The organism is Mycobacteroides salmoniphilum, from assembly GCF_004924335.1.
Classification (GTDB): Bacteria; Actinomycetota; Actinomycetes; order Mycobacteriales; family Mycobacteriaceae; genus Mycobacterium; species Mycobacterium salmoniphilum.
In genome coordinates this window covers 2,848,639-2,869,953 of sequence record NZ_CP024633.1, presented here as the reverse complement: position 1 = coordinate 2,869,953, position 21,315 = coordinate 2,848,639, and the positions used below count along the sequence as shown (strand labels likewise).

The following is a 21,315-nucleotide window of genomic DNA, read 5'->3' as shown; positions in this document are numbered from 1 at the left end:
AAGAAAAGACACATCATGCGCCCACCGCTGCCACCGTTCGACATCGATTCCGCCCGCGAGAAGGTCAGGGCCGCCGAGAATGCCTGGAACACGCGCGATCCCGAGCGCGTCGCCGCTGCCTATACCGAAGATTCGGTGTGGCGAAATCGCGACGAGTTCATTACCGGACGCGCCGAAATCGTTGACTTCTTGACCCGTAAGTGGGCCAAGGAGAACGGGTACGCGCTGCGCAAGGAGCTGTGGGGGTTCCGGGAAAACCGGATGGCGGTGCGCTTTCAATACGAATGGCATGACGAGGCCGGCCAGTGGTGGCGCAGCTACGGCAACGAATTGTGGGAGTTCACCGCGGAAGGGCTGATGTCGCGGCGCGAAGCCAGCATCAATGACACGCAGATCGCCGAAGAAGAACGCAGCATCTTCGGTCCCCGCCCGGCCGGTGACGAGTCGCCACTGGCCATCCGGTGACTACTCGCCGTAGTCCCGGCGTAAGTCCTTGTGCGCGGGATCCACGCCACGTGTCTCGAGGAGATCTTTGGTGACCAACCCCGGTTCGGGCTGTGCGTGCGGAACCTCCAAGAGGCTCTTCTTCTTGCGACCTTCCCGCAGCTGACGCTCGATGTTGGTGGCCAGCGACGACAGGGCGAAGTTGATGAGGATCATGATGACTGCGACCACGACGAGCGCGGGCAGATAGTTTCCGTAGTACGACGCCGAGCGGATGCCCGAACGCACCACCTCGATGTAGCCGAATGCGTAGCCCAGCGCAGAGTCCTTCAGTGCGATGACCATCTGAGAGATGAGAGCGGGCAGCATCGCCGCAATCGATTGGGGGAGCAGGATCAGCCGCATCATCTGTGACTTGCGCATGCCCAGCGCCACGGCGGCCTCGGACTGTCCCGAGGGTAGCGACTGGATGCCCGAACGCAGGATCTCGGCGATGACTGAACCGTTGTACAGCGACAGTCCCGTCACCACGGCGGCGAATGCCAGATACTCGGACGGGAAAATGGCCTGTTGCCCGTACAGGTAGTACGAGAACACCATCAAGATCAGTACGGGGATCGCGCGGAAGAATTCGACGAGGGCACTCGAAATCCAGCGCACCGCGCGGTGTTCGGAGAGCCGGCCGATGCCGAGCACCGCACCGAGAATCAGCGCGAAGACGATCGACAACGCCGCCGCGGTGATGGTTCCCAACAGCCCCGGCAGGATGTACGTCGTCCACGTGTCCAGGCGCAGGAAGGGTGACCATTTTTCGGCGGTGAGCTGTTCATTGGCGACGAGAGTCCAGATCACCCAGGCCGCGGCCGCGCCCACGAGGGCCATGAACGCGACGGCGATGATCCGATTGACCGCGCGGGCCTTTGGACCGGGCGCGTCGTACATGACGGTGGCACTGCCGGTCATCGCTTCACCGCCAACCGCTTCGCGAAGTATCCGAAGGTCAACCCGATCGTCAGCGTGATCACCATGTAGCCCGCCGCAATGATGAGAAAGATCCAGACAATCTGGTCGGCGAACAGCTCGATCTCCGATCGCATCAGCAGGGCGGCCTCGGCCACGCCGATCGCCGAGGCGATCGAGGTGTTCTTCACCAGCGCGATCAGCACGCTGCCCATGGGGGCCAGCACCGCACGCATGGCCTGCGGTAACACGATGAGCGTCAGGACCCTCCAGAACGGCATTCCGAGGGACCGGGCTGCCTCGGCCTGGCCTAGCGGGACGGTGTTGAACCCGGAGCGCAATGTCTCGCACACGAAAGTCGCTGTATACAAAGAGAACCCGAGAACCGATAACCAGAAGTTGTTGTTTCTGATGAAGTTTGAGTTCTCGGGCGCCAGTGCGATACCGAGATTCTGGTAGAGCCCCACCGAACAGAACAGAATGATCAGGGTCAGTGGGGTGTTCCGGATCAGGTTGACGTACCAGGTGCCGAAGATCCGCATGATCGGCACTGGCGAGACCCGGCATTCCGCCAGGAGCGTGCCCCACACCAGTGCGCCCACGGCAGAGAAGAATGTCAGCTTGAGGGTGGTCCAGAACGCCGGCCACAGCTGCGGCCCCATGTTCGCCCATAGCGCGTTCATGCGGCCTCACAGGCCTTGTCGGCGACGGGCTTGATGCCGGTGATCTTCTCGATCGCGGCGGGTGACGGGTCGGGCAGCAGGCCGTAGGTGCCGCTCGTGGCGCGCTTCTCCCAATCATCGATCGTGCTGTTACCGAGTGCGTCCCGCAGATCGGCATCCCAGGTTCCGCTGGCGATCATCTTGTCGAGGGCGCGGTCGATGGCCTCGATGGCGGCGGTATCACCCTTCGCGAGGCCGATCCCGTAAACCTCCCGGGAGAACGGGTCGCCGTTCTTCTTCTGCTTCTTGGGTTTTCCGATGCACAACGGCTTGCTCAGCTCGTAGTTCATCTGAATCAGCTTGAACTCGCCCTCGTAACGCTTGGCGTATCCCGCCAGGATCGTCTCGTCGGTGGTGAGGGCGTCGACCTTGCCCCGCCGCAGCGCCTCCACGCAGGAAGAATAGGAGTCGAACTCCTGCAACTGGGTGCCGGCCAGCAGGTTCTTCACGTTCTGCGCGGGCGTCGAGCCGGATACCGAACACAGCTTCTTGCCCCGGTTCAGGTCATCCAGCGTGGTCAGTGAGTTATCCGCCTTGCGCACCAGAAGCCCTTGGTAGGTAATGAGGTACGGGCCGGCGAAGGACACCTTCTGGGCGCGGCTGTAGTTGACCGAGTAGCTCCCGGCGATCATGTCCACGGTGCCGTTGTCGATGAGTTGTTCGCGCTGCGCCGACGGCGTCTCGTACCAACGAATGGCCGGGTGTGCGACACCAAGTTCGTCGGCGATGGCATTGACGACGTACTCCGAGATCTTGACGTCGAATCCACTCATCTTCTTGTCGGGGTGCTGCAGGCCCACCCCGGGCTGATCGAATTTGGTGCCGAGGATGACGGTGCCGCTGCGGATCGATCCGAGTAGTTGACGGGGTTCGGTACTGCCGCAGGAACTGATCAGAGTCGCAACCAAGGCCACAGCCGCCATCAGTGCGGTGCGTCGTCGCATCGGTGCTTGAGCTTCTTCGCGCAAGCGACTCATCAATGCCCGAGGATCTTGCCGAGGAAGTCCTTGGCGCGTTCGGACTTCGGGTTGGTGAAGAAGCTCTCCGGGTCCGTGTCCTCGATGATGGCACCGTCGGCCATGAAGATGATCCGGTCGGCGGCCTTACGGGCGAACCCCATCTCATGAGTGACCACCAGCATGGTCATGCCCTCTTTGGCCAGCGACACCATGACGTCGAGAACCTCATTGACCATTTCGGGGTCCAGCGCGGAGGTGGGTTCGTCGAAGAGCATGACCTTCGGGCCCATGGCCAAGGATCGCGCGATCGCGACGCGCTGTTGCTGCCCGCCGGATAGTTGCGCCGGGTATTTGTCCTTCTGACTGGCGATTCCGACGCGCTCAAGCAGTTCGATCGCATGCTTGCGCGCGGACTCCTTGTCTTTCTTGCGCACCTTCATCGGTGCGAGCGTCACATTGTCGAGAATTGTCTTGTGTGAGAAGAGGTTGAAGGACTGAAAAACCATCCCCACCTCCGCGCGCAGGTTGGCCAGCGCGCGCCCCTCTTCGGGGAGTGCCTTGCCGTCGATCCGGATGGTGCCGGTGTCGATGGGTTCCAGACGGTTGATGGTGCGACACAGTGTCGACTTGCCCGAGCCCGAGGGGCCGAGGATGACGACAACCTGGCCGCGGGGGATTTCGAGGGTGATGTCCCTGAGAACGTGCAGGTCGCCGAAATGCTTATCGACATGCTCAAGGGAGATCATCGGGATGCTTGTTGCGGGGGCGTTTTCCCCGCTCGTTGAAGTGTCGGTGCTCACCGGCATGGTCAGACAATACGGGTTCCCCACACTTTCGCAGCGTGGAACGCATGGGTCCGCTCATTCGACGGCATGTGATCCGGTGGACCGGATGGCATGGCGCAGCAAACACCTGTAATACTGGGGTCATGCGGACGCGACGGCGGCCTTCCGTTGAAGGCCCGCGAATCAAGGCGTTTGCAAGAGTCCTCACATCTGTTCTGTTCATCGCATCTTTCGTGGCTGCGGTGATCAACGGGGCAACTACAGGTGTCTGGGTTATGGCAAGTTTTGGGCTGGTTTGCGGGTTGTTTATTCTGCCCAGCTCGCTAATGCGTTTAGTCACCCCATCGAGGCAGGTGACGGTCGATGCAGGGCGGCATCTACGCGACAACGAGATTCTCGAGCGGCCCCGGCCCAGGCGAGATACCTCGTTCGCGGTCGTCAACGTGCTCATCGCGAGTGTCGTGGTGCTCTGTGTTCTCGAAGCATTGGCCGAGCCTGGACTCCCCGAATCGTGGTTGTGGGCCGGCTGGTGGATCTGGATAGGCGTGAACGCCGTCTGCAGCATCGACGACTGGTGGCGGGGCTGGCATGTGCCGGAGCGCGAGGCGCGATGAAAGAGATGAAAGAACGGTGGTGGAAACCTCGCCCATCGGCGACGGAAACCACCTGAGCGGGGGCACGTACCATAAGCCGGTGACCAGTACCGTGACTTCCGATGCATCGGCGGTCCGGACGTACCAGGTCCGCACCTACGGCTGCCAGATGAATGTGCACGACTCCGAGCGGGTGTCGGGCCTCCTGGATGCGGCCGGATATGTCAAGGCCCCCGACGGCACCGACGCCGACATCGTCATCTTCAATACCTGCGCGGTGCGTGAGAACGCCGATAACAAGCTGTACGGAAATATCAGCCACCTCGCGCCGCGCAAGGCCGCCAACCCGAACATGCAGATCGCCGTCGGCGGCTGTCTCGCTCAGAAGGACCGCGAGGGCATGCTCAAGAAGGCGCCGTGGGTCGACGTCGTCTTCGGCACTCACAACATCGGATCGCTGCCCACGCTGCTGGAACGTGCGCGTCACAACAACGAGGCCCAGGTCGAGATCGTCGAGGCCCTCGAACACTTTCCGTCGGCACTGCCCGCGACTCGCGAATCGGCCTACGCGGCCTGGGTGTCGATTTCGGTGGGCTGCAACAACACCTGCACCTTTTGTATCGTTCCCTCTTTGCGGGGCAAAGAGATCGATCGGCGTCCCGGCGACATCCTCGCCGAGGTGCAGGCGCTGGTGGAGCAGGGTGTGCTGGAGGTGACGCTGCTCGGTCAGAACGTCAACGCCTACGGCATCAACTTCGCCGATCCTGACATTGCCCGCGATCGCGGCGCTTTCGCCGATCTGCTGCGCGCCTGCGGCCGCATCGAGGGGCTGGAGCGGGTGCGATTCACCTCTCCACATCCCGCTGAATTCACCGATGACGTCATCGAGGCCATGGCACAGACCCCGAACGTGTGCCCCCAGCTGCATATGCCGCTGCAATCCGGTTCTGATCGCGTCCTCAAGGCGATGCGCCGGTCATACCGGTCCGAGCGCTTCCTATCGATCATCGACAAGGTACGTGCGGTCATGCCGGACGCCGCCATCACCACCGACATCATTGTCGGATTCCCCGGCGAGACCGAAGAGGACTTCGAGCAGACACTTGAGGTTGTGCGTCGCGCACGCTTCTGCAGCGCGTTCACCTTCCAGTACTCGATCCGGCCGGGGACACCGGCGGCCGAGCTTCCTGATCAGCTGCCGAAAGCCGTTGTGCAGGAACGCTATGACCGGCTCATCGTGCTGCAGGAATCCATCACGCTGGAAGAGAATCAGAAGCAGATCGGTCGACAGATCGAGGTGCTGATCGCCACCGGCGAAGGCCGTAAAGACGGCGAGACCGCGCGCATGAGCGGACGTGCCCGTGACGGCCGGTTGGTGCACTTCCGGCCGCAAGGACAGCTGGACGGCGAGTTGCGTCCCGGCGATGTCATCACCGTCGACGTCACCGGCGCGGCGCCGCATCACCTGATCGCCGACGGGGGAGTGCTCAGCCATCGGCGCACCCGGGCCGGTGATGCACACGAAACCGGCAAGAAGCCGTCTACATCGGGAATCGGCCTGGGTATGCCGGCCATTGGAGTCCCGAAGGCGGCAGAGCAGATTGAGGTTGCAGGGTGCGGGCTATGAGTGACGCGGAATCCGGAAAAGAAGACGCCGAGTTCGAGGAGTTCCGCAGGGATTTCGAGGAGTTCCGCAGGGATATCGACGCGGCCGAGAAGAAGGTCGCCGGAGAGATCGATCCGGGTGCCCGCGCCCTCGTGGTGGCCGTCCTTGTCTTCGCGCTGCTTCTCACATTCGTACTGCCGCACACCGGACATGCCCGGGGATTCGATGTTCTGCTCAACGGAGCGATAGCGGACCAGGAATCGGTGCGGGTGCCGTCCCGGATCTTCGTATGGCTCGCGATGGTCTTCGGTGTCGGGTTTTCCATGCTGGCGTTACTGACTCGCCGATGGGTGCTGTCCTGGATCGCGCTGGCGGGTTCGTTCGTCGCCAGTGTGATTGGCATGCTCGCGATTTGGACCCGTCAGACCGCCGGAGCCGGACATCCCGGACCGGGGATCGGTTTGGTGGTCGCCTGGATCGCCGTCATTCTGTTGACCTTTCACTGGGCACGTGTCGTGTGGTCACGTACCTCGGTGCAGCTGGCGGCCGAACAGGAGCGGCGTGAGGCCGCCAAGCGCGATCAGCGCACCTTCCTCGACGACGCCTTCGAGGAAGACGGGGACGCGCAGTAACTAGCGCGATCGGCTCTTGACCGCGGCCACCGCGGCATCGGCCCATTCCTGCCACTGCTTGGCGCTGGCACGAGCTTTTTCGGCATCCTTGGTCTTGCCCGCGGCCTCTGCCTTGGCGGCCTGCTCTTCGAACTGGCGTGCGCGGACGCGGAACTGCTCGGCGCGTGCCTCCGCCTCGGGGTCGCCCCAGCCGGATTCGCCGGCGTCGCGCACCTTCTTCTCTATCGCGCGCAGTCGCCGTTCCAGATCGGGCTGCTGTTCACGCGGCACCTTCCCGATGGCATCCCACTTGTCGCCGATGGCCCGCAGCGCAGCCCGGGCGCCATCCACATCGGTCTCCGGATCGATCTTCTCGGCCTCGACCAGCAATGCACGCTTGGCGTCCGCGTTGGCCACGAATTCGGCATCGCGGGAGGCGGATTCGGCGTTGCGGGCCGCGAAGAACTTGTCCTGAGCGGCCTTGAAGCGGTGCCACAGATTGTCGTCGGTCTCCCGGGGAGCCCGACCGGCGGCCTTCCAGTCGTTCAGCAGATTCCGGAATGCCCCTGCGGTTGCACCCCAGTCGGTGGAATCGGAGAGTGCCTCGGCCTGCTTGCACAGGTCTTCCTTCTTCTCCCGTGCCCCGGCGCGTTCGCGATCCAGTTCGGCGAAATGCGCGCCGCGCCTGCGATTGAACGTCTCGCGCGCCGCCGAATACCGCTTCCACAGGGCATCGTCGGTCTTGCGGTCGACGCCATGGATGGATTTCCACTCGTCCAGAATGACCCGGATCCGATCACCGGCAGCTTTCCACTGTGTGGAATTGTTCGCGATCTCCTCGGCCTCGGCGGCGAGTTCTTCCTTGCGGGAGATACTCGCTGAACGGGCCTCATCGCGCTGTACGCGCGCGGCGGCGGCCTGGGCGTCCGCGGACTCCAGGAGTGCCGTCAGCCGCGCCGAGAGCGAGTCCACATCGCCGAGGACGGACGCGGTGGGCAGCGTCTCCGCGAGATGCTCCGCGGCGGTCTTGATCTTGCGCGCGTCGCCGGAACCAGAGCCGAGCCGCAATTCCAGCAGCTGGATCTCCGTCTCGAGGTCTTCGAATCGGCGGCCGAAATGCGTGTACGCCGCGTCGGCATCTCCGGCCTGCCACGACCCGATCTGACGCTCACCGGCGGACGTGATCAGCCAGACGCTGCCGTCGTCATCCACGCGGCCGAACTTGTGCGGATCAACATGATGGGCCGCAGGAGCGGGCGCCGATGCCGCGGGACGCCGCGGCATCGGATGAGGTTTCGGCCCCGGCCGGGGGACGGGGGCAGCTCCGGACTGGTGGGCGGGAGCAACGTTCTCTTGCTGTGATGACTGATCCGGCATCGAAACCTCTTCCTACAATTGTTGCCGCGCAACACGGCGCCCTAAGCTCACTACACCGTTCATTCAAACAGGTGTCATCGCCGCACGGGCGAACATATGCCAGATGATTCCGCGAGGAGGCCGCGATGTCCAAGGCGGATATCGCGTCGGCCCTCGCCGTCGGAGCTGCCGGGTGCGTCGCATCTGGCGACGTCATCCAGGCCGCTGCGCTGGGGCTGGGCTCGCTGGACACTGCGCCCTCCAGCCCAAAGGTGACCTAGCGTCGTGGATCTTTCGATAGCGATCTGCCCGTCGACCCCGCTGCTGGTGCCCGAGCTGGGCGGTGAGGTTGCCTACGAAACCGCTGACCTGCGTGAGGCCGCGATCACGGCGGTGCGAAGCCTGCCCACCCGATGGATCGCGATCGGAGCGGGGGATGGCCGGTATGGCAGCGACGCGTCGGGCACATTCGCCGGGTACGGGGTTGACGTGCGTGTTTCGCTCTCGCCGATGCCCGCCGGCGCCGTCGAACTGCCGCTGCCGGCGCTCATCGCCGGCTGGTTACGCGCACGTGTGGCGGCCGCGGAGGTACAGGTGCGACTTGTCGGTGTCTCCGGCGCAGACGGTGCCGCCTGTGGGCGGGCATTGCGTGAGGAGATCGAGGCGTTGCCGATGCCCCCGGGTGTACTCGTCATCGCCGACGGTGCCAACACCCTCACCGACAAGGCGCCCGGGGGTTATCGGCCCGAGGCCGCGGCCGCACAGCAGAGACTTGTCGACGCGCTCGCGCGGGGAGATGTGGCGTCACTGCGCGGCCTGTCCGACGTCATCACCGGGGGTGCCGTCTACCGGGCACTTGCCGGATTGGTGGGTTCGGACGCCGTCCAGGCTCGGTGCCTTTACCAAGGATCTCCGTACGGGGTTGGGTACTTCGCGGGCACCTGGCAGGTGTCGTGATGCGACCCATCGCCGTCATCGGCCCCACCGCCACCGGCAAATCGGCCCTCGCCTTGGAGCTCGCCGAGCGACTGGATGGCGAGATCGTCAACGCCGACGCGATGCAGCTGTACCGCGGTATGGATATCGGCACAGCCAAGGTGCCGAAGGCTGAACGCCGGGGCATTCCACACCACATGCTCGATGTGCTCGAGGTGACCGAGACCGCCACCGTCGCGACCTATCAACAGGAGGCCGTTGCGGCCATCGATGACCTCCGGGCGCGAGGACATGTGCCCGTGATCGTCGGCGGATCGATGATGTATATCCAATCCTTGCTTGATGATTGGACGTTTCCCGCGACGGATGCGCAGGTGCGGGCGCGCTGGGAGCAGCGGCTGGCGGAGATTGGAGTCGCCGCGTTACACGCCGAACTCGCCACGCGCGACCCGGCGGCGGCCGCGGTCATCCTGCCTACCGACGGGCGTCGCACGGTGCGGGCGCTGGAGGTGATCGAACTTACCGGGCAGCCGTTCGCCGCGTCGGCGCCGACTATCGGCTCTCCACGGTGGGACACATTGATCGTGGGATTGGACTGGGAGACGGAGAAACTCGATGAACGGATCGCGCGGCGCACAGATCTGATGTTCGAGCAAGGATTTGTCACGGAGGTCGAGCAGCTGCTGGGTGCCGGCCTGCGTGACGGTGTTACCGCGTCGAGGGCCATCGGATATGCCCAGGTGATTGCGGCGCTGGATGCCGGGGGAGGCGCCGGTGAGCTGGCGCAGGCGCGTGAACTGACCTTCATCGGCACCCGGCGCTATGTACGCCGTCAGCGATCGTGGTTTGGTCGCGATCACCGCATCATGTGGCTGGCAGGCAGCGACGGCGACGCAGCCGGACTCTGCGGCGAAATCGAGTCGCGGTGGCGCCTATCCTCGAATACGTGAAGTTCACCAAGGGCCACGGCACCCAGAACGACTTCGTGGTGCTGCCGGACATCCACATCAAACGGGATCTGACGGTTCCCGCCGTCCAGGCGTTGTGTGACCGGCAACGCGGTCTTGGTGCCGACGGTGTGCTGCGCGTGACCACCGTGGGCGCTGCCCTCGAGGGCGAGGTGCTGGCCGAGAAGCCGGCCGGTGTGAGCAGTGAAGATTGGTTCATGGACTACCGCAACGCCGACGGTTCGATCGCCGAAATGTGCGGGAACGGTGTCCGGGTGTTCGCGCACTATCTGCGGTCGGTGGGGCTGGAACACCGCGACGAGTTCGTTGTCGCATCACTGGCCGGACCGCGGCCGGTGATTATCAATTCCTGGAGCCAGCTCGCGGCCGACGTGACCGTTGACATGGGGCCGGTTAAGGAGTTCGGGGCCGGCGAGGCGAGTGTCGGCGGCCGGCGATTCTCCGGGCTGGCCATCGATGTGGGAAATCCGCATCTGGCCTGTGTGGACGCCGATCTGACCGCCGAGGATCTGCGCATGCTCGACGTCGGTGCTCACGTGGAATTTAGCCAAGCGCTATTTCCCGACGGGGTCAACATCGAGGTGCTGACGGCCCCCGTGAACGGCCCCGACGGTGCCGTCGGCGCGGTGCAAATGCGGGTCCATGAACGCGGTGTTGGTGAGACGCGTTCCTGCGGAACAGGAACCGTGGCGGCCGCCTATGCGGCACTGCGGCACCTTGGACGGTCGGCCGGCGAGATTGTGGTCAACATCCCCGGTGGGCAGGTCCGGGTGACGATCACCGGTGAGTCCAGCTTCCTGCGCGGGCCTTCGATGCTGTTGGCCGACGGCGAAATCTCCGATGAATGGTGGGGCGGCATTGGTTCCTGCGGATAATTGGGATGCGATCGATGAGCCACAGGTGGGAGCATCGGTGCGCGATGAGCGACGTGCGCGAAGAGCAGACAGCAGAGACATGAATTCGACATCCTTTCCGACACCCACAGACGGTGAACTTGCCCTCGAAGACCGCGCCGCACTCAAACGTGTGGCGGGGCTCTCCACCGAACTCGCGGACGTCACCGAGGTCGAGTACCGGCAGCTGCGCCTGGAACGGGTTGTGCTGGTAGGCGTCTGGACCGACGGGACCTCGCATGAGGCCGACGTCAGCATGGCTGAACTCGCGGCGCTCGCCGAGACCGCCGGGTCCGAGGTGCTCGAAGCGTTGATTCAACGCCGTCAAAAACCCGATCCGGCAACATATATCGGATCTGGCAAGGCGATCGAGCTGCGTGAGATCGTGTTGGCCACTGGTGCCGACACCGTGATCTGCGACGGTGAACTCAGCCCGGCACAGCTGGTAGCGCTGGAGAAGGCGGTGAAGGTCAAGGTCATCGACCGCACCGCGCTGATTCTGGATATCTTCGCCCAACACGCCACCAGCCGCGAAGGCAAGGCACAGGTGTCCCTGGCGCAGATGGAGTACATGCTGCCGCGGCTGCGTGGCTGGGGTGAATCCATGTCCCGCCAGGCCGGTGGCCGTGCTGGCGGCGCCGGTGGCGGCGTGGGTACCCGTGGCCCCGGTGAGACGAAGATCGAGACCGACCGGCGCCGGATCCGCGAACGCATGTCCAAGCTGCGTCGCGAGATCCGTGAAATGAAGACGGTTCGTGACACCAAGCGCAGCCGTCGACTCGAGAGTGATGCTCCGTCGATCGCCATCGTCGGCTACACCAACGCCGGTAAGTCGAGCCTGCTGAATGCGATCACCGGTGCCGGAGTGCTGGTTCAGGATGCGTTGTTCGCCACACTCGAACCGACAACGCGACGTGGAACATTTGACGACGGACGCGAATTCGTCATCACCGACACCGTCGGTTTCGTGCGGCACCTGCCCACCCAATTGGTGGAGGCCTTCCGGTCCACCCTGGAAGAGGTGGCCGACGCGGACCTGCTCGTCCACGTGGTGGATGGCTCCGATCTGGCGCCGCTGGCCCAGATCGAGGCGGTGCGCGCGGTGATCAGCGACGTCGTCGCCGACCACGACTCATCGGCGGCACCGGAGCTGTTGGTGATCAACAAGATCGACGCAGCGGGTGATCTTGCCTTGGCGCAGCTGCGTCGCGCACTGCCCCATGCGCTGTTCGTGTCGGCGCACACCGGTGACGGGGTCGCCAAGCTTCGCGCGGCCATCGCCGAGACGGTGCCCCGCGCAGATGTGCCCGTCGACGTGGTCATCCCTTACGACCGCGGTGAACTGGTGGCCCGAATCCATACCGAGGGTCAGGTGCACTCCACCGAACATCTGGCAGAGGGCACGCGCGTGGTGGGCAGGGTGCCGCGGGCGCTGGCCGCCCTCCTCGCCGGGCTCTAATCGCGCGGAACGAGCCGCGGCGGGATGTGCGCCCGCACCGGAGGCAGTGGTCCCTCGAACCGCTCGATCTGCACTAGTACGTGCTGACCGGTGCAACCCTGTGCCAAGGACGAGGTTCCCGAGTCGTCGGTGAAGACATTGGGATTGCCGTGTGCGCAGAGCGAATCTGGATCGGACGGATCGATCGGGTCGTACCACGCACCGGTGGCCAGCTGCACCACCTGGCGCCGCAGTCCTTCGTCGAGAACCGCCCCGGCCAGGCAGGCGCCGCGGTCGTTGAACACGCGCACCACGTCGCCGTCCGCGATGCCACGTTCGGCGGCGTCGGCAGGATGCATGCGGATGGGTTCGCGTCCCTGAACCTTCGAGGCCTGGCTGGTGCCGCCGAAATCGAGCTGGCTGTGTAGTCGGGTCCGCGGCTGATTGGCAATCAGGTGCAGTGGGAAGCTTTGGGCACGTTCGCCGTTCAGCCACTCTGCGGGCTCGTACCACTGTGGGTGGCCGCCGCAGTCGGCGTATCCGAAACCGTCGATGATTTCCGAGAAGATCTCGATGCGCCCGCTCGGAGTGTGCAGCGGGTGCGCGTCTGGGTTGTCGCGGAAGTCCGACAGCAGAGTCAGACCGGGATCGGTCGGCAACTGCAGGTAGCCCTGCTCCCAGAAGTCGTCGAAGTCTGGCACCGCGAAATCGCGGGCCCCGGCCCATTCGGTGTAGATGTGGCGGAGCCACTGCGCGGCGGTGCGCCCCTCGGAGAACTGCTCGCCGAACCCCAGCCTTTGGGCGAGCGCCGAGAATGTCGTGTAGTCATCGCGCGAGTTGGCATACGGCGGTGCCGCGGCCTTCATCGCCACCAGCAGTGGGTCGTTGCGGCTTCCGGAAAAGTCGTCGCGCTCCAGGCTGGTGGTAGAGGGCACCACGATATCGGCGTGCTTGGCCATCGCCGTCCACACCGGATCGTGCACCACGACGGTGTCGACGCATGCCAGCGCGCGGCGCAGTCGCGGCAGGTTCTGATGGTGGTGGAACGGATTTCCGCCCGCCCAGTAGACGCATTTGATGTCCGGCAGCGTGAGTGTCTGGCCGTTGTAGGCCAGCGTCTCGCCGGGCCGCAGCAGCAGCTCACTGATGGCCGCCACCGGGATGAACGTCTCCACCGGGTTGGGCCCCTGGGGGAAGGTTGGCAGTGGGCAGCTGACCGGGGCCAGTCCCGCCTCGTTCATCGAGCCATAGCCGTGGCCGAAACCGCCTCCGGGAAGACCGATCTGACCGAGCATCGCGGCCAGGGTGAGCCCCATCCACGGGGCCTGTTCGCCGTGGCGCACCCGTTGCAGCGACCAGCTGACCGTCACCAGGGTGCGCCCGGCCGCCATGCGCCGCGCCAGTGTGCGCAGCTCGTCAGCGTTCAGAGCGCTGATGCTCGCCGCCCATTCCGGACTTTTGGGCACACCGTCGTCGATGCCCAGGAGGTAGCGCTCGAATCGTTCGTAACCGGTGCAGTAGGTGCGAAGGAAGGTCAGATTCGCCAGACCTTCCACGGCCAACACATGGGCCAGGGCGAGCATGACCGCGACGTCCGTCCCGGGAACAGGTGCGTGCCACTCGCATTCGCCGTCTATGTCGTCGCGCAGCGGACTGAACGAGACGATGCGCCCGCCGCGGGCGCGGAACCTGTCGAGGGCGTCACGAGCCGGATGCGCGGTGGTGCCGCCATGGTTGACGCCGGTGTTCTTCAGGGCGATACCGCCGAATGAGACCAGGAGATCGGTGTTCTCGACGATGACATCCCACGACGTCGACCTCTTGAACAGCCCGTCGTGGGTGCCTACGACGTGCGGCATGATGACGCCGGTTGCGCCCAGACTGTACGAATGACGTGAAAAGGTGTACCCACCAAGCAGTTTCAAGAACCGGTGTACCTGGCTCTGAGCGTGATGGAACCGTCCCGCGCTGGCCCAGCCGTATGAGCCGCCGTAAATGGCTTCATTGCCGTGGGTATCGACGATCCGCCGCAGTTCGTCGGCCAGCAGTTCGGTGAGCTCCTCCCAGGACACCTCGACGTACTCGTCGGAGCCACGCGCTGCGCTGGGGCCCGGCCCGTCGCGCAGCCAGCCACGGCGTACGGATGGCGCGGTCACTCGGGCCTGGTGGCGGATTGAACCGGGAATGTTCTGCAGCAGCGGGGAGGGGTCCAGATCAGTCGGGATGGGTGTGACCCCGATCACTTCTCCGTCGCGGACCTCGGGGGTAAACGCACCCCAGTGAGTATGTGAAAGTGCCAGCTTGGTCACCCCAGTCAGCCTAGGCTTTCTGTCCGTCGAAACCAGGTAGGCGAGTACCAACCGACCAGTGGGTTGGTATACATTCTGCCGAGTACGTAAACCCAAACCGGAAGGTGATCATGGCCGGCGCCGTCAAGTTCAAACGCACCATTTTCGAACCCGAGCACGAACTGTTCCGCGAGTCGTTCAAGACCTTCCTGGAACGGCATGCCGAGCCGTACCGGGAGGAGTGGGACGAGAACAAGATCGTCGATCGCTCTCTCTGGGTCGAGGCGGGCAAACAGGGCTTCCTGGGCACTGACATGCCCGAGGAGTTCGGCGGCGGTGGACTCGTCGATTTCCGCTACAACGGCATCATCGGCGAAGAGATCACCAAGGCTCGCCAGTCGGGTATTGGTTTCACTTTGCACAACGATGTCGCGGGTCCGTACTTCCGGGATCTGGCTAACGACGAGCAGAAGGCCCGCTGGTTCCCGGGCTTCTGTTCCGGTGAGCTGATTACCGCCATCGCCATGACCGAGCCGGGCACCGGAAGCGACCTGCAGGGCATCAAGACCCGCGCGGTCAAGGACGGCGATCATTACATTCTCAATGGGTCCAAGACCTTCATCACCAACGGCATTAACGCCGACCTGGTCATCGTGGTCGCACAGACCGATCCCGAGAAGGGTGCGCTGGGCTTCAGCCTCATCGTCGTGGAACGCGGCATGGAGGGCTTTGAGCGCGGCCGCAAGCTCGACAAGATGGGCCTTGATGCACAGGACACCGCCGAGCTGTCCTTCACCGATGTCCGGGTGCCCGCCGCCAACCTGCTGGGTGACGAGGGCCAGGGCTTCATCTACCTCATGCAGAACCTGCCCCAGGAACGCATGTCCATTGCCGTCGTAGCGGCCGCGGCGATGGAAACCATGCTTGAGGCGACTATCCAGTACACATCCGAGCGTAAGGCGTTCGGCAAGCCCATCAAGAGCTTCCAGAACAGCCGCTTTGTGCTGGCCGAGCTTGCCACCGATGCCACGATGATCCGGATCATGGTCGACGAGTTCATCACGCTGCTCAACAAGAAGGAACTGAGCGTCGAGCAGGCCGCGATGGCCAAGTGGTACAGCACCGAAAAGCAGGTCCACCTGATCGACCGCTGCCTGCAGCTGCACGGTGGATATGGCTTCATGCGCGAGTACCCGGTTGCCCGGGCGTACATGGACTCGCGTATCCAGACGATCTACGGCGGAACCACCGAGATCATGAAGGAGATCATCGGGCGCTCGCTCTAGCGCCTCATGATCATTCGCGACGCGGCTGCCGATGACGCGGCCGCCTGTGCGGCGATCTATGCGCCGTATGTCACGGATACGCCTATCTCGTTCGAGGAGGTGCCGCCGTCGGATGCTGTTCTTGCCGAACGTATCCGCACGGCGGCCCACCGGCATGCCTGGCTTGTCGCCGAAGATGGCGGTGAGATCGTCGGCTACGCCTACGCGGTGCCGTGGAAATCACGGACCGCCTATCAGTGGGCGTGCGAGGTCAGTGTGTATGTGGACGGCACCCGGCAGCAGCGCGGGACGGGCCGCCAGTTGTACACGGCACTGCTCGACCGGCTGCGCTGCCTCGGCTATCGCACAGTGCTGGCCGTTGTCGTGGTACCCAATGCGGCGAGTGAAAAGCTGCACGGGGCAATGGGATTCGAGCAGGTCGCATGCTACCGGCGGATCGGCTATAAGTTGGGCAGCTGGCACGACGTGGCGCACTTCCAGCTGTTTTTGCCATCCCTCGATGGCCGTGTAGACGATGATTCCGCACCCGGGCCGCCGCCGGGTGACGGCTAGAGCTTGCGCAGGACAGTGACGACCTTGCCGAGGATGGCGGCGTCATTTCCGGGGATCGGCTCGAACAGTGGGTTGTGCGGCATCAGCCAGACCTGACCCGTTGTCCGCTTGAATGTCTTGACGGTCGCCTCACCGTCGATCATCGCCGCCACGATATCGCCGTTGTCGGCGACATTCTGCTGGCGGACCACCACCCAGTCGCCATCGCATATCGCGGCGTCAATCATTGATTCGCCGACCACCTTGAGCAGGAACAGCGATCCCTCGCCCACCAGCTCGCGGGGGAGCGGGAACACATCCTCTACGGCCTCCTCGGCCAGGATGGGACCACCGGCGGCGATACGGCCCAGGACGGGCACGAAAGTCGGCTCGGGCAGGTCGCCGGAACCGGCCACATCGGTGGTCGCCGAGGGACTGCGGAAATCATCGATTCCTCGAACGTCAACGGCGCGTGGACGATTCGGATCACGCCGCAGGAAGCCCTTCTGTTCGAGGGTGCGTAGTTGATGGGCGACCGACGATGTCGAGGTAAGTCCCACGGCATCTCCGATTTCGCGGATGCTCGGGGGGTAACCCCGCTCATTCACCGATGCGCGGATGACCTCCAGGATGGTCCGCTGGCGCTCGGTCAGTGAACCGGTGGCGGGTCCCTTGCTGGGTGTGTCGCTCATGGGCCCGAATCTAGACCTGTCGACGGTATTTATCAAACATGTGTTCGATGCGTGTCGCGAATAGCGCCGGATGCGGCGGTTGCGGGTGGCGTTTATGCAGCTCAAGACCACTTGTCGGTGACGGATGCTACAAATCGATCACATGTTCGGACATCGAACACATGATCGAGTACATTCGAACATAAGAGCGAACGGGCCTCCCGATCGACAGGACAGGAAGGGCATACAGATGAGCACAAACGTTCTCACCACACCGCGTACTCGCGCTGCCGAGTACGCGTCACGCGATGGCGCCCCGCAGGCACGTGCCTACAGCGCGGAGTATCCGCTGACTCAGCGTCGGGCGCTGCCGGTGCGCACCGTCGCCTATCGCCGGCCCGCCGGCCGGCCGGCGGCGTACCGGGGCACCGGGATCCGGGTCTCGACAGTGCCGCATCGGGCGCATGGTCGTCGCCCGGTGAGTCTCAAGGCGACGATTGTTGTCTCGGTGGGTGCTGCGGTGGCGACGATGTGGCTGCTGATGCTCGGCCAGGTCAGTGCGGCCGGGGTCGGGGGAGTTGGTGTGCCGGAGCGCGTGGCGGTCGTCCAGGTGGCTCCCGGAGAGACCCTGGCCGACGTGGCCTCGCGTGTCGCGCCGGATGCCCCGCGCTCGGCGGTGGTGTCCAAGATCCGTGAACTCAATGAACTCGGCTCGGCGACAGTACAAGCCGGTCAGACGCTGGTTTCTCCGGTCGGCTGATCGGCGAACGGGCGTGACCTTCGAACGTGTGGGAGCACGGGTATCCTCGAGACCGGTCTGGGCGCGCTGCGCTGTGTGTCAGCCCACCCAGCCCAGTGACTTGGAGTCCAGAACCGGCGAAGGAGCAGTAATGCACTGTCCGTTCTGCCGTCATCCAGACTCGCGTGTTGTCGATTCCCGTGAAGCGGATGAGGGTCAGGCAATACGTCGACGGCGATCGTGCCCGGAGTGCGGCCGTCGTTTCACCACCGTCGAGACCGCGGTGCTGGCCGTTGTGAAGCGCAGCGGTGTCACCGAGCCGTTCAGTCGCGACAAGGTCATCAAGGGCGTGCGCCGGGCCTGTCAGGGCCGCGATGTCGACGATGATGCGCTGAATCTGCTTGCCCAGCAGGTCGAAGATGCCGTCCGAGCCGCCGGGTCCCCGGAGATTCCCAGTAACGAGGTGGGCCTGGCCATCCTCGGCCCGCTACGCGATCTGGACGAGGTCGCATATCTGCGCTTCGCCTCGGTGTATCGCGGATTCAGTTCCGCCGATGACTTCGAACGTGAGATCGCCGCATTGCGCGCGCACCGGGACGCACCGACAGGATCCTGACGCCCGGCCGAGGTCGATGCGCTGCTAGTTCAAGGTCAAGGACTGATCGGCAACGACATGGCCACCGATCGTCACCCAGCCCTCTGGGCTCCACTGCGTAAGAATCTGCGAGCCCTTGCCCTGATGGACGATCAGGTCACGGCTCAACAAGTCGGTCATCCGTGCCGCAACAGATCCGGTCGCTTCGTCCTCGTTGACGCCCAGGTCAAAGGCGAACACCCGTGATCGCACCAGATTCGCGGTGCGGTCCTGCCACGCCCATACGCAATGCAGCAGTTCGTCCGCGTAGTCGGCGGGATCGGCGGCATCCACGTCACTGGGGGAGCCCAGCTCGTGGAAATCGGTCTCCGGGGCCCATTCGGACCGGGCTCGGATCCAGGTGCGGTCGTCGTAGTTGACCTGGAGCACGCCCGCGGGAACTTGAAGGGTGTTGACCGGTGTTCCGCGTTCGCGCAGCCACCACGCCAATCCCACCGTCGGATGTCCGGCGAAGGGCAGTTCGGCCGCCGGGGTGAAAATCCGCAGATGCGCGGTGTTGGACCCCTCGGCGGGAAGATCGACGAAAACCGTCTCACTGAAACCCAACCGGGTGGCGATCTCCTGGCGGTCCGCCGCGGCGACGTCGGTGCCGTTGACGATCCCCAGAGGATTGCCGAAGTTGCCTGTCTGGTCGGTGAATACGCGAACAACCGCGACATCAACGCTCATTCTTCGACTCTACGTCTCCCGCGCGCCGCGCACTCAAGTACCCCGCGAATTGCGCAAACCTCTGGTAGCGCTTGAGCTCTCGTGGCTAGGTGGCGCTGCGTTCGTCTGTGCCCATGGCATCGAGCACCGCCATCCGGGTACGCGCGGCCCCGCTGATCGTGCCTTCGGTGACCCCGGTGCGCAACAATCGGCGCAATTCATCCTCGTCGTATTCGGCGGGCTCGGTGGAGGCGATGAATTGGCGAACGACGGCGATGAATCGCTCGGGGTCGTCGTGGAACGGGAAATGTCCGGAGCGGTCGAAGATCTCCAGTGTTGCGCCGGGCATCGCGGCGTGGGCCAGATGGCCATGGCTGACGGGGATTACCAGATCATCGCTGCCCCAAATGAGCTGCACAGGAACAGATTCAGTCAAATAACATCGGTCCAGCATGGTTACTACCTGGCCGCGCCAATCAACCACGGCGCGCAGTGTCCGGGTGAAGGCGGCCGAGGCCCGGGGTTCGGGCAGATCTGCGAGAACGCGCAGCACATCGGGGATGTCGCGGGCCATTCCCGCCCGCCCCAGCGTCGCGCGGGCCACCGCTCCGCTGAGCCGGATCATCGGCATCGCCAGCGGTAGCCTGAGTAGCCCGAGCGCATCTCCGACGAAGGGCAATGATGCGCAACGCAATACGATGTTGACGTCCTTGGTCACCCCGCCCGGCGAGACCAGAATGAGTCGCTCGACCAGATGGGGGAACTGGTAGGTGAATTGCATCGCGACGCCGCCGCCCAGCGAATGCCCGACCACGGTGACCTTGTCGATATCCAGTACGGCCAGCAGGTCCCGCATCCCGTTGGCGTAGGCCGCCACCGAGTAGTCGGCGCGCGGCTTGTCGGACTGCCCGTGGCCCAGCAGGTCCGGGGCGATCACGGTGAAATGCTCGGCGAGCTGTGCATGCACGCTGTCCCAGGTGGCCGAGTTGTCGCCGATCCCGTGGATCAGCAGCAGCGCAGGTCCCGATCCCGCAATTCTGAAGGCGCGCCGATAACCGTGGATGGTGCGGAACGCCATCCGGGGTCGCGTTGTCGTATCGGAAGTGGGTTGGACCGTGTCGTCACCGTCGGCGTGCTCGGTATCCGGCACCGGACGCAGGAGCCTCGGTGGTGGATTCATGTGAAGTATCTTGACCCGTCGCGGCAAATTTGGCGCGGCGAGCGCATAACCGGACTAGAGAATCGGGCCGTCGGCGGACGGATCCTCACCGAACTTGGCCTGTTCGGCGAGGAATCTCTCGAATTCTCCGGCAAGCTCGTCGCCGCTCGGCAAGTCCTCGTCTCGTGCCAGCAACGAGCGGTTCTCCTGCGCCGAGACAAAGGCGTCGTATTGGCGTTCCAGCGCATGGACCACCTGGGCCACTTCCTCGCTGCCTTCCACCTGCTCGTTGATCTGGTTTCGCACCTTGCCTGCAGCCTCGGTGAGCTCCTGCAGCGGAAGATCCAGCTCGCCGGTCCTGGCCACTTCCTCCAGCAGGCGTTGTGAGGCCTCCGGGTAGTCGGTCTGTGCCAGGTAATGCGGAACGTGGACGGCGAACCCGATGACCTCGTGGCCATGTTGGGCCAGCCGGTACTCCAACAGGTTCGATGCACTGCCCGGCACCTGAACCTCATCGATCCAGCCGGGATGCTCATCGAGCGTCTTGCGGTCGTTGCCGTGGGCGGTGAGGGTGATGGGGCGAGTGTGCGGAACCGCCATCGGAATTGCGCCCAGCCCAATGGTCTTGCGTACACCGAGCTGCTCGGCCAGCAGTCGGATCGCCGTGACGAACCGTTCCCACTTCAGATCCGGCTCCAGGCCGGCCAGTAACAGAAACGGCGTGCCTTTGGTGTCCTTGAGTGCGTACAGGTTGAGCTCGGGGGTGGCGTACTCCGTGAAATGATCGCTCTTGAACGTCATCACCGGCCGGCGCGACCGGTAGTCGAGCAGATCGTCGATGGCGAACGACGCAACCAGCTCGCTCTCCAGTGTGTCGCGCAGATGCGCCGCGGCCAGCTTCACGGCATGGCCGGAGTCGGAGAAGCCCTGCAACGCGTGCACCAGAATCGGGCCGCGCCCGTCGGCGGACGCCAGCTGGGGCCCCGGAAATTCCAACTCGTACATGCCGCTCTGATCCGGTCTGTACGGCTGCGGCTCTCCGTCACTACTGCTTGCCATGTTCGCCT

Annotated in this window: 23 protein-coding genes; 13 read left to right on the top strand and 10 right to left on the bottom strand. The window is 64.3% G+C overall.

Features of this window, described 5'->3' with window-relative positions:
• Positions 1-12 precede the first annotated feature (12 nt).
• A complete protein-coding gene (locus DSM43276_RS14210; protein ID WP_078330192.1) occupies positions 13-465 on the top strand; it encodes a nuclear transport factor 2 family protein in 453 nt (150 codons plus the stop codon).
• Here DSM43276_RS14210 and DSM43276_RS14205 read toward each other — a convergent pair whose 3' ends face one another.
• From DSM43276_RS14205 to gluA, 4 genes are read right to left on the bottom strand one after another with little or no spacing between them, the layout of a single operon-like run.
• A complete protein-coding gene (locus DSM43276_RS14205) occupies positions 466-1,407 on the bottom strand; it encodes an amino acid ABC transporter permease (protein ID WP_078330105.1) in 942 nt (313 codons plus the stop codon).
• On the bottom strand, positions 1,404-2,087 hold the full coding sequence (locus DSM43276_RS14200) for an amino acid ABC transporter permease (RefSeq protein WP_078287692.1): 684 nt from the start codon (positions 2,085-2,087) through the stop codon (positions 1,404-1,406). Before DSM43276_RS14200 ends, DSM43276_RS14205 begins: the two co-directional genes overlap by 4 nt.
• Positions 2,084-3,103 carry a glutamate ABC transporter substrate-binding protein gene (locus tag DSM43276_RS14195; RefSeq protein ID WP_078330104.1) on the bottom strand — a complete coding sequence of 340 codons (1,020 nt, stop codon included), beginning with the start codon at positions 3,101-3,103 and terminating at the stop codon, positions 2,084-2,086. The genes DSM43276_RS14200 and DSM43276_RS14195 overlap by 4 nt, the downstream gene beginning before the upstream one ends.
• Positions 3,103-3,831 (bottom strand): glutamate ABC transporter ATP-binding protein GluA, encoded by a 729-nt coding sequence (gluA, locus tag DSM43276_RS14190; RefSeq protein ID WP_169053059.1) that lies wholly within the window; start codon positions 3,829-3,831, stop codon positions 3,103-3,105. The genes DSM43276_RS14195 and gluA overlap by 1 nt, the downstream gene beginning before the upstream one ends.
• A gap of 182 nt (positions 3,832-4,013) precedes the next feature.
• On the opposite strand from gluA, the gene DSM43276_RS24015 reads away from it, so the two are divergent.
• The 3 genes from DSM43276_RS24015 (at position 4,014) to DSM43276_RS14175 (ending at position 6,701) form a co-directional block, all read left to right on the top strand.
• Complete coding sequence (locus tag DSM43276_RS24015) at positions 4,014-4,484, top strand: hypothetical protein (protein ID WP_078330102.1); 471 nt, start codon at positions 4,014-4,016, stop codon at positions 4,482-4,484.
• A gap of 79 nt (positions 4,485-4,563) precedes the next feature.
• Positions 4,564-6,090 (top strand): tRNA (N6-isopentenyl adenosine(37)-C2)-methylthiotransferase MiaB, encoded by a 1,527-nt coding sequence (miaB, locus tag DSM43276_RS14180; RefSeq protein ID WP_078330191.1) that lies wholly within the window; start codon positions 4,564-4,566, stop codon positions 6,088-6,090.
• On the top strand, positions 6,087-6,701 hold the full coding sequence (locus DSM43276_RS14175; RefSeq protein WP_078330101.1) for an Rv2732c family membrane protein: 615 nt from the start codon (positions 6,087-6,089) through the stop codon (positions 6,699-6,701). The genes miaB and DSM43276_RS14175 overlap by 4 nt, the downstream gene beginning before the upstream one ends.
• On the opposite strand, the gene DSM43276_RS14170 is transcribed toward DSM43276_RS14175, so the two are convergent.
• Positions 6,702-7,964, bottom strand: a complete 1,263-nt coding sequence (locus DSM43276_RS14170; protein WP_211196731.1) for a DUF349 domain-containing protein — start codon at positions 7,962-7,964, stop codon at positions 6,702-6,704.
• A 218-nt stretch (positions 7,965-8,182) separates the two neighbouring features.
• Between DSM43276_RS14170 and DSM43276_RS23945 the strand changes: the two genes are divergently transcribed.
• From DSM43276_RS23945 to hflX, 5 genes are all read left to right on the top strand, one after another.
• Positions 8,183-8,317 carry a hypothetical protein gene (locus DSM43276_RS23945; protein ID WP_267899826.1) on the top strand — a complete coding sequence of 45 codons (135 nt, stop codon included), beginning with the start codon at positions 8,183-8,185 and terminating at the stop codon, positions 8,315-8,317.
• Positions 8,318-8,321: 4 nt separating this feature from the next.
• Positions 8,322-8,993 (top strand): class III extradiol ring-cleavage dioxygenase family protein, encoded by a 672-nt coding sequence (locus DSM43276_RS14165; RefSeq protein ID WP_078330100.1) that lies wholly within the window; start codon positions 8,322-8,324, stop codon positions 8,991-8,993.
• The gene (gene miaA, locus DSM43276_RS14160) at positions 8,990-9,922 is read left to right on the top strand and encodes a tRNA (adenosine(37)-N6)-dimethylallyltransferase MiaA (protein ID WP_078330099.1); all 933 of its coding nucleotides are present in this window, start codon (positions 8,990-8,992) and stop codon (positions 9,920-9,922) included. Before DSM43276_RS14165 ends, miaA begins: the two co-directional genes overlap by 4 nt.
• Positions 9,919-10,815 (top strand): diaminopimelate epimerase, encoded by an 897-nt coding sequence (dapF, locus tag DSM43276_RS14155; protein ID WP_078330098.1) that lies wholly within the window; start codon positions 9,919-9,921, stop codon positions 10,813-10,815. Before miaA ends, dapF begins: the two co-directional genes overlap by 4 nt.
• Before the next feature lie 79 nt (positions 10,816-10,894).
• Positions 10,895-12,292: a GTPase HflX gene (gene hflX, locus DSM43276_RS14150; protein WP_078330097.1), complete on the top strand. Its 1,398-nt coding sequence runs from the start codon at positions 10,895-10,897 to the stop codon at positions 12,290-12,292.
• On the opposite strand, the gene DSM43276_RS14145 is transcribed toward hflX, so the two are convergent.
• A complete protein-coding gene (locus DSM43276_RS14145) occupies positions 12,289-14,580 on the bottom strand; it encodes a molybdopterin-dependent oxidoreductase (RefSeq protein WP_412458672.1) in 2,292 nt (763 codons plus the stop codon). The genes hflX and DSM43276_RS14145 overlap by 4 nt on opposite strands.
• A 110-nt stretch (positions 14,581-14,690) precedes the next feature.
• Between DSM43276_RS14145 and DSM43276_RS14140 the strand changes: the two genes are divergently transcribed.
• Together DSM43276_RS14140 and DSM43276_RS14135 are read left to right on the top strand one after the other, a co-directional pair.
• Complete coding sequence (locus DSM43276_RS14140; protein WP_078330188.1) at positions 14,691-15,845, top strand: acyl-CoA dehydrogenase family protein; 1,155 nt, start codon at positions 14,691-14,693, stop codon at positions 15,843-15,845.
• Between the two features lie 6 nt (positions 15,846-15,851).
• On the top strand, positions 15,852-16,397 hold the full coding sequence (locus DSM43276_RS14135) for a GNAT family N-acetyltransferase (RefSeq protein ID WP_078330096.1): 546 nt from the start codon (positions 15,852-15,854) through the stop codon (positions 16,395-16,397).
• On the opposite strand, the gene lexA is transcribed toward DSM43276_RS14135, so the two are convergent.
• On the bottom strand, positions 16,394-17,068 hold the full coding sequence (gene lexA / locus DSM43276_RS14130; protein WP_078326669.1) for a transcriptional repressor LexA: 675 nt from the start codon (positions 17,066-17,068) through the stop codon (positions 16,394-16,396). The two genes, DSM43276_RS14135 and lexA, sit on opposite strands and share 4 nt — an antisense overlap.
• A gap of 229 nt (positions 17,069-17,297) precedes the next feature.
• Here lexA and DSM43276_RS14125 point away from each other — a divergent pair, with 229 nt between their 5' ends.
• Both DSM43276_RS14125 and nrdR read left to right on the top strand, forming a co-directional pair.
• Entirely contained in the window at positions 17,298-17,807 is a 510-nt protein-coding gene (locus tag DSM43276_RS14125) for a LysM peptidoglycan-binding domain-containing protein (protein ID WP_078330095.1), read from the top strand.
• Positions 17,808-17,937: 130 nt separating this feature from the next.
• Positions 17,938-18,402, top strand: coding sequence for a transcriptional regulator NrdR (nrdR, locus tag DSM43276_RS14120; RefSeq protein ID WP_078310959.1), 465 nt, complete (start codon positions 17,938-17,940; stop codon positions 18,400-18,402).
• Between the two features lie 24 nt (positions 18,403-18,426).
• On the opposite strand, the gene DSM43276_RS14115 is transcribed toward nrdR, so the two are convergent.
• The 3 genes from DSM43276_RS14115 to DSM43276_RS14105 form a co-directional block, all read right to left on the bottom strand.
• Entirely contained in the window at positions 18,427-19,110 is a 684-nt protein-coding gene (locus DSM43276_RS14115; RefSeq protein WP_078330094.1) for a PhzF family phenazine biosynthesis protein, read from the bottom strand.
• Positions 19,111-19,195: 85 nt separating this feature from the next.
• The gene (locus DSM43276_RS14110) at positions 19,196-20,269 is read right to left on the bottom strand and encodes an alpha/beta fold hydrolase (protein ID WP_078330093.1); all 1,074 of its coding nucleotides are present in this window, start codon (positions 20,267-20,269) and stop codon (positions 19,196-19,198) included.
• Between the two features lie 54 nt (positions 20,270-20,323).
• Positions 20,324-21,307, bottom strand: a complete 984-nt coding sequence (locus tag DSM43276_RS14105; protein ID WP_078330092.1) for a proteasome assembly chaperone family protein — start codon at positions 21,305-21,307, stop codon at positions 20,324-20,326.
• Positions 21,308-21,315 lie beyond the last annotated feature (8 nt).

Coding starts and splice junctions, on each gene's coding strand:
- DSM43276_RS14205 (WP_078330105.1), bottom strand. CDS start 1,407: ATGACCGGCAGTGCCACCGTCATGTACGACGCGCCCGGTCCAAAGGCC.
- DSM43276_RS14200 (WP_078287692.1), bottom strand. CDS start 2,087: ATGAACGCGCTATGGGCGAACATGGGGCCGCAGCTGTGGCCGGCGTTC.
- DSM43276_RS14195 (WP_078330104.1), bottom strand. CDS start 3,103: ATGAGTCGCTTGCGCGAAGAAGCTCAAGCACCGATGCGACGACGCACC.
- gluA (WP_169053059.1), bottom strand. CDS start 3,831: ATGATCTCCCTTGAGCATGTCGATAAGCATTTCGGCGACCTGCACGTT.
- DSM43276_RS24015 (WP_078330102.1), top strand. CDS start 4,014: ATGCGGACGCGACGGCGGCCTTCCGTTGAAGGCCCGCGAATCAAGGCG.
- DSM43276_RS14175 (WP_078330101.1), top strand. CDS start 6,087: ATGAGTGACGCGGAATCCGGAAAAGAAGACGCCGAGTTCGAGGAGTTC.
- DSM43276_RS14170 (WP_211196731.1), bottom strand. CDS start 7,964: ATGCCGCGGCGTCCCGCGGCATCGGCGCCCGCTCCTGCGGCCCATCAT.
- DSM43276_RS23945 (WP_267899826.1), top strand. CDS start 8,183: ATGTCCAAGGCGGATATCGCGTCGGCCCTCGCCGTCGGAGCTGCCGGG.
- hflX (WP_078330097.1), top strand. CDS start 10,895: ATGAATTCGACATCCTTTCCGACACCCACAGACGGTGAACTTGCCCTC.
- DSM43276_RS14140 (WP_078330188.1), top strand. CDS start 14,691: ATGGCCGGCGCCGTCAAGTTCAAACGCACCATTTTCGAACCCGAGCAC.
- DSM43276_RS14135 (WP_078330096.1), top strand. CDS start 15,852: ATGATCATTCGCGACGCGGCTGCCGATGACGCGGCCGCCTGTGCGGCG.
- lexA (WP_078326669.1), bottom strand. CDS start 17,068: ATGAGCGACACACCCAGCAAGGGACCCGCCACCGGTTCACTGACCGAG.
- DSM43276_RS14125 (WP_078330095.1), top strand. CDS start 17,298: ATGAGCACAAACGTTCTCACCACACCGCGTACTCGCGCTGCCGAGTAC.
- nrdR (WP_078310959.1), top strand. CDS start 17,938: ATGCACTGTCCGTTCTGCCGTCATCCAGACTCGCGTGTTGTCGATTCC.
- DSM43276_RS14115 (WP_078330094.1), bottom strand. CDS start 19,110: ATGAGCGTTGATGTCGCGGTTGTTCGCGTATTCACCGACCAGACAGGC.
- DSM43276_RS14110 (WP_078330093.1), bottom strand. CDS start 20,269: ATGAATCCACCACCGAGGCTCCTGCGTCCGGTGCCGGATACCGAGCAC.
- DSM43276_RS14105 (WP_078330092.1), bottom strand. CDS start 21,307: ATGGCAAGCAGTAGTGACGGAGAGCCGCAGCCGTACAGACCGGATCAG.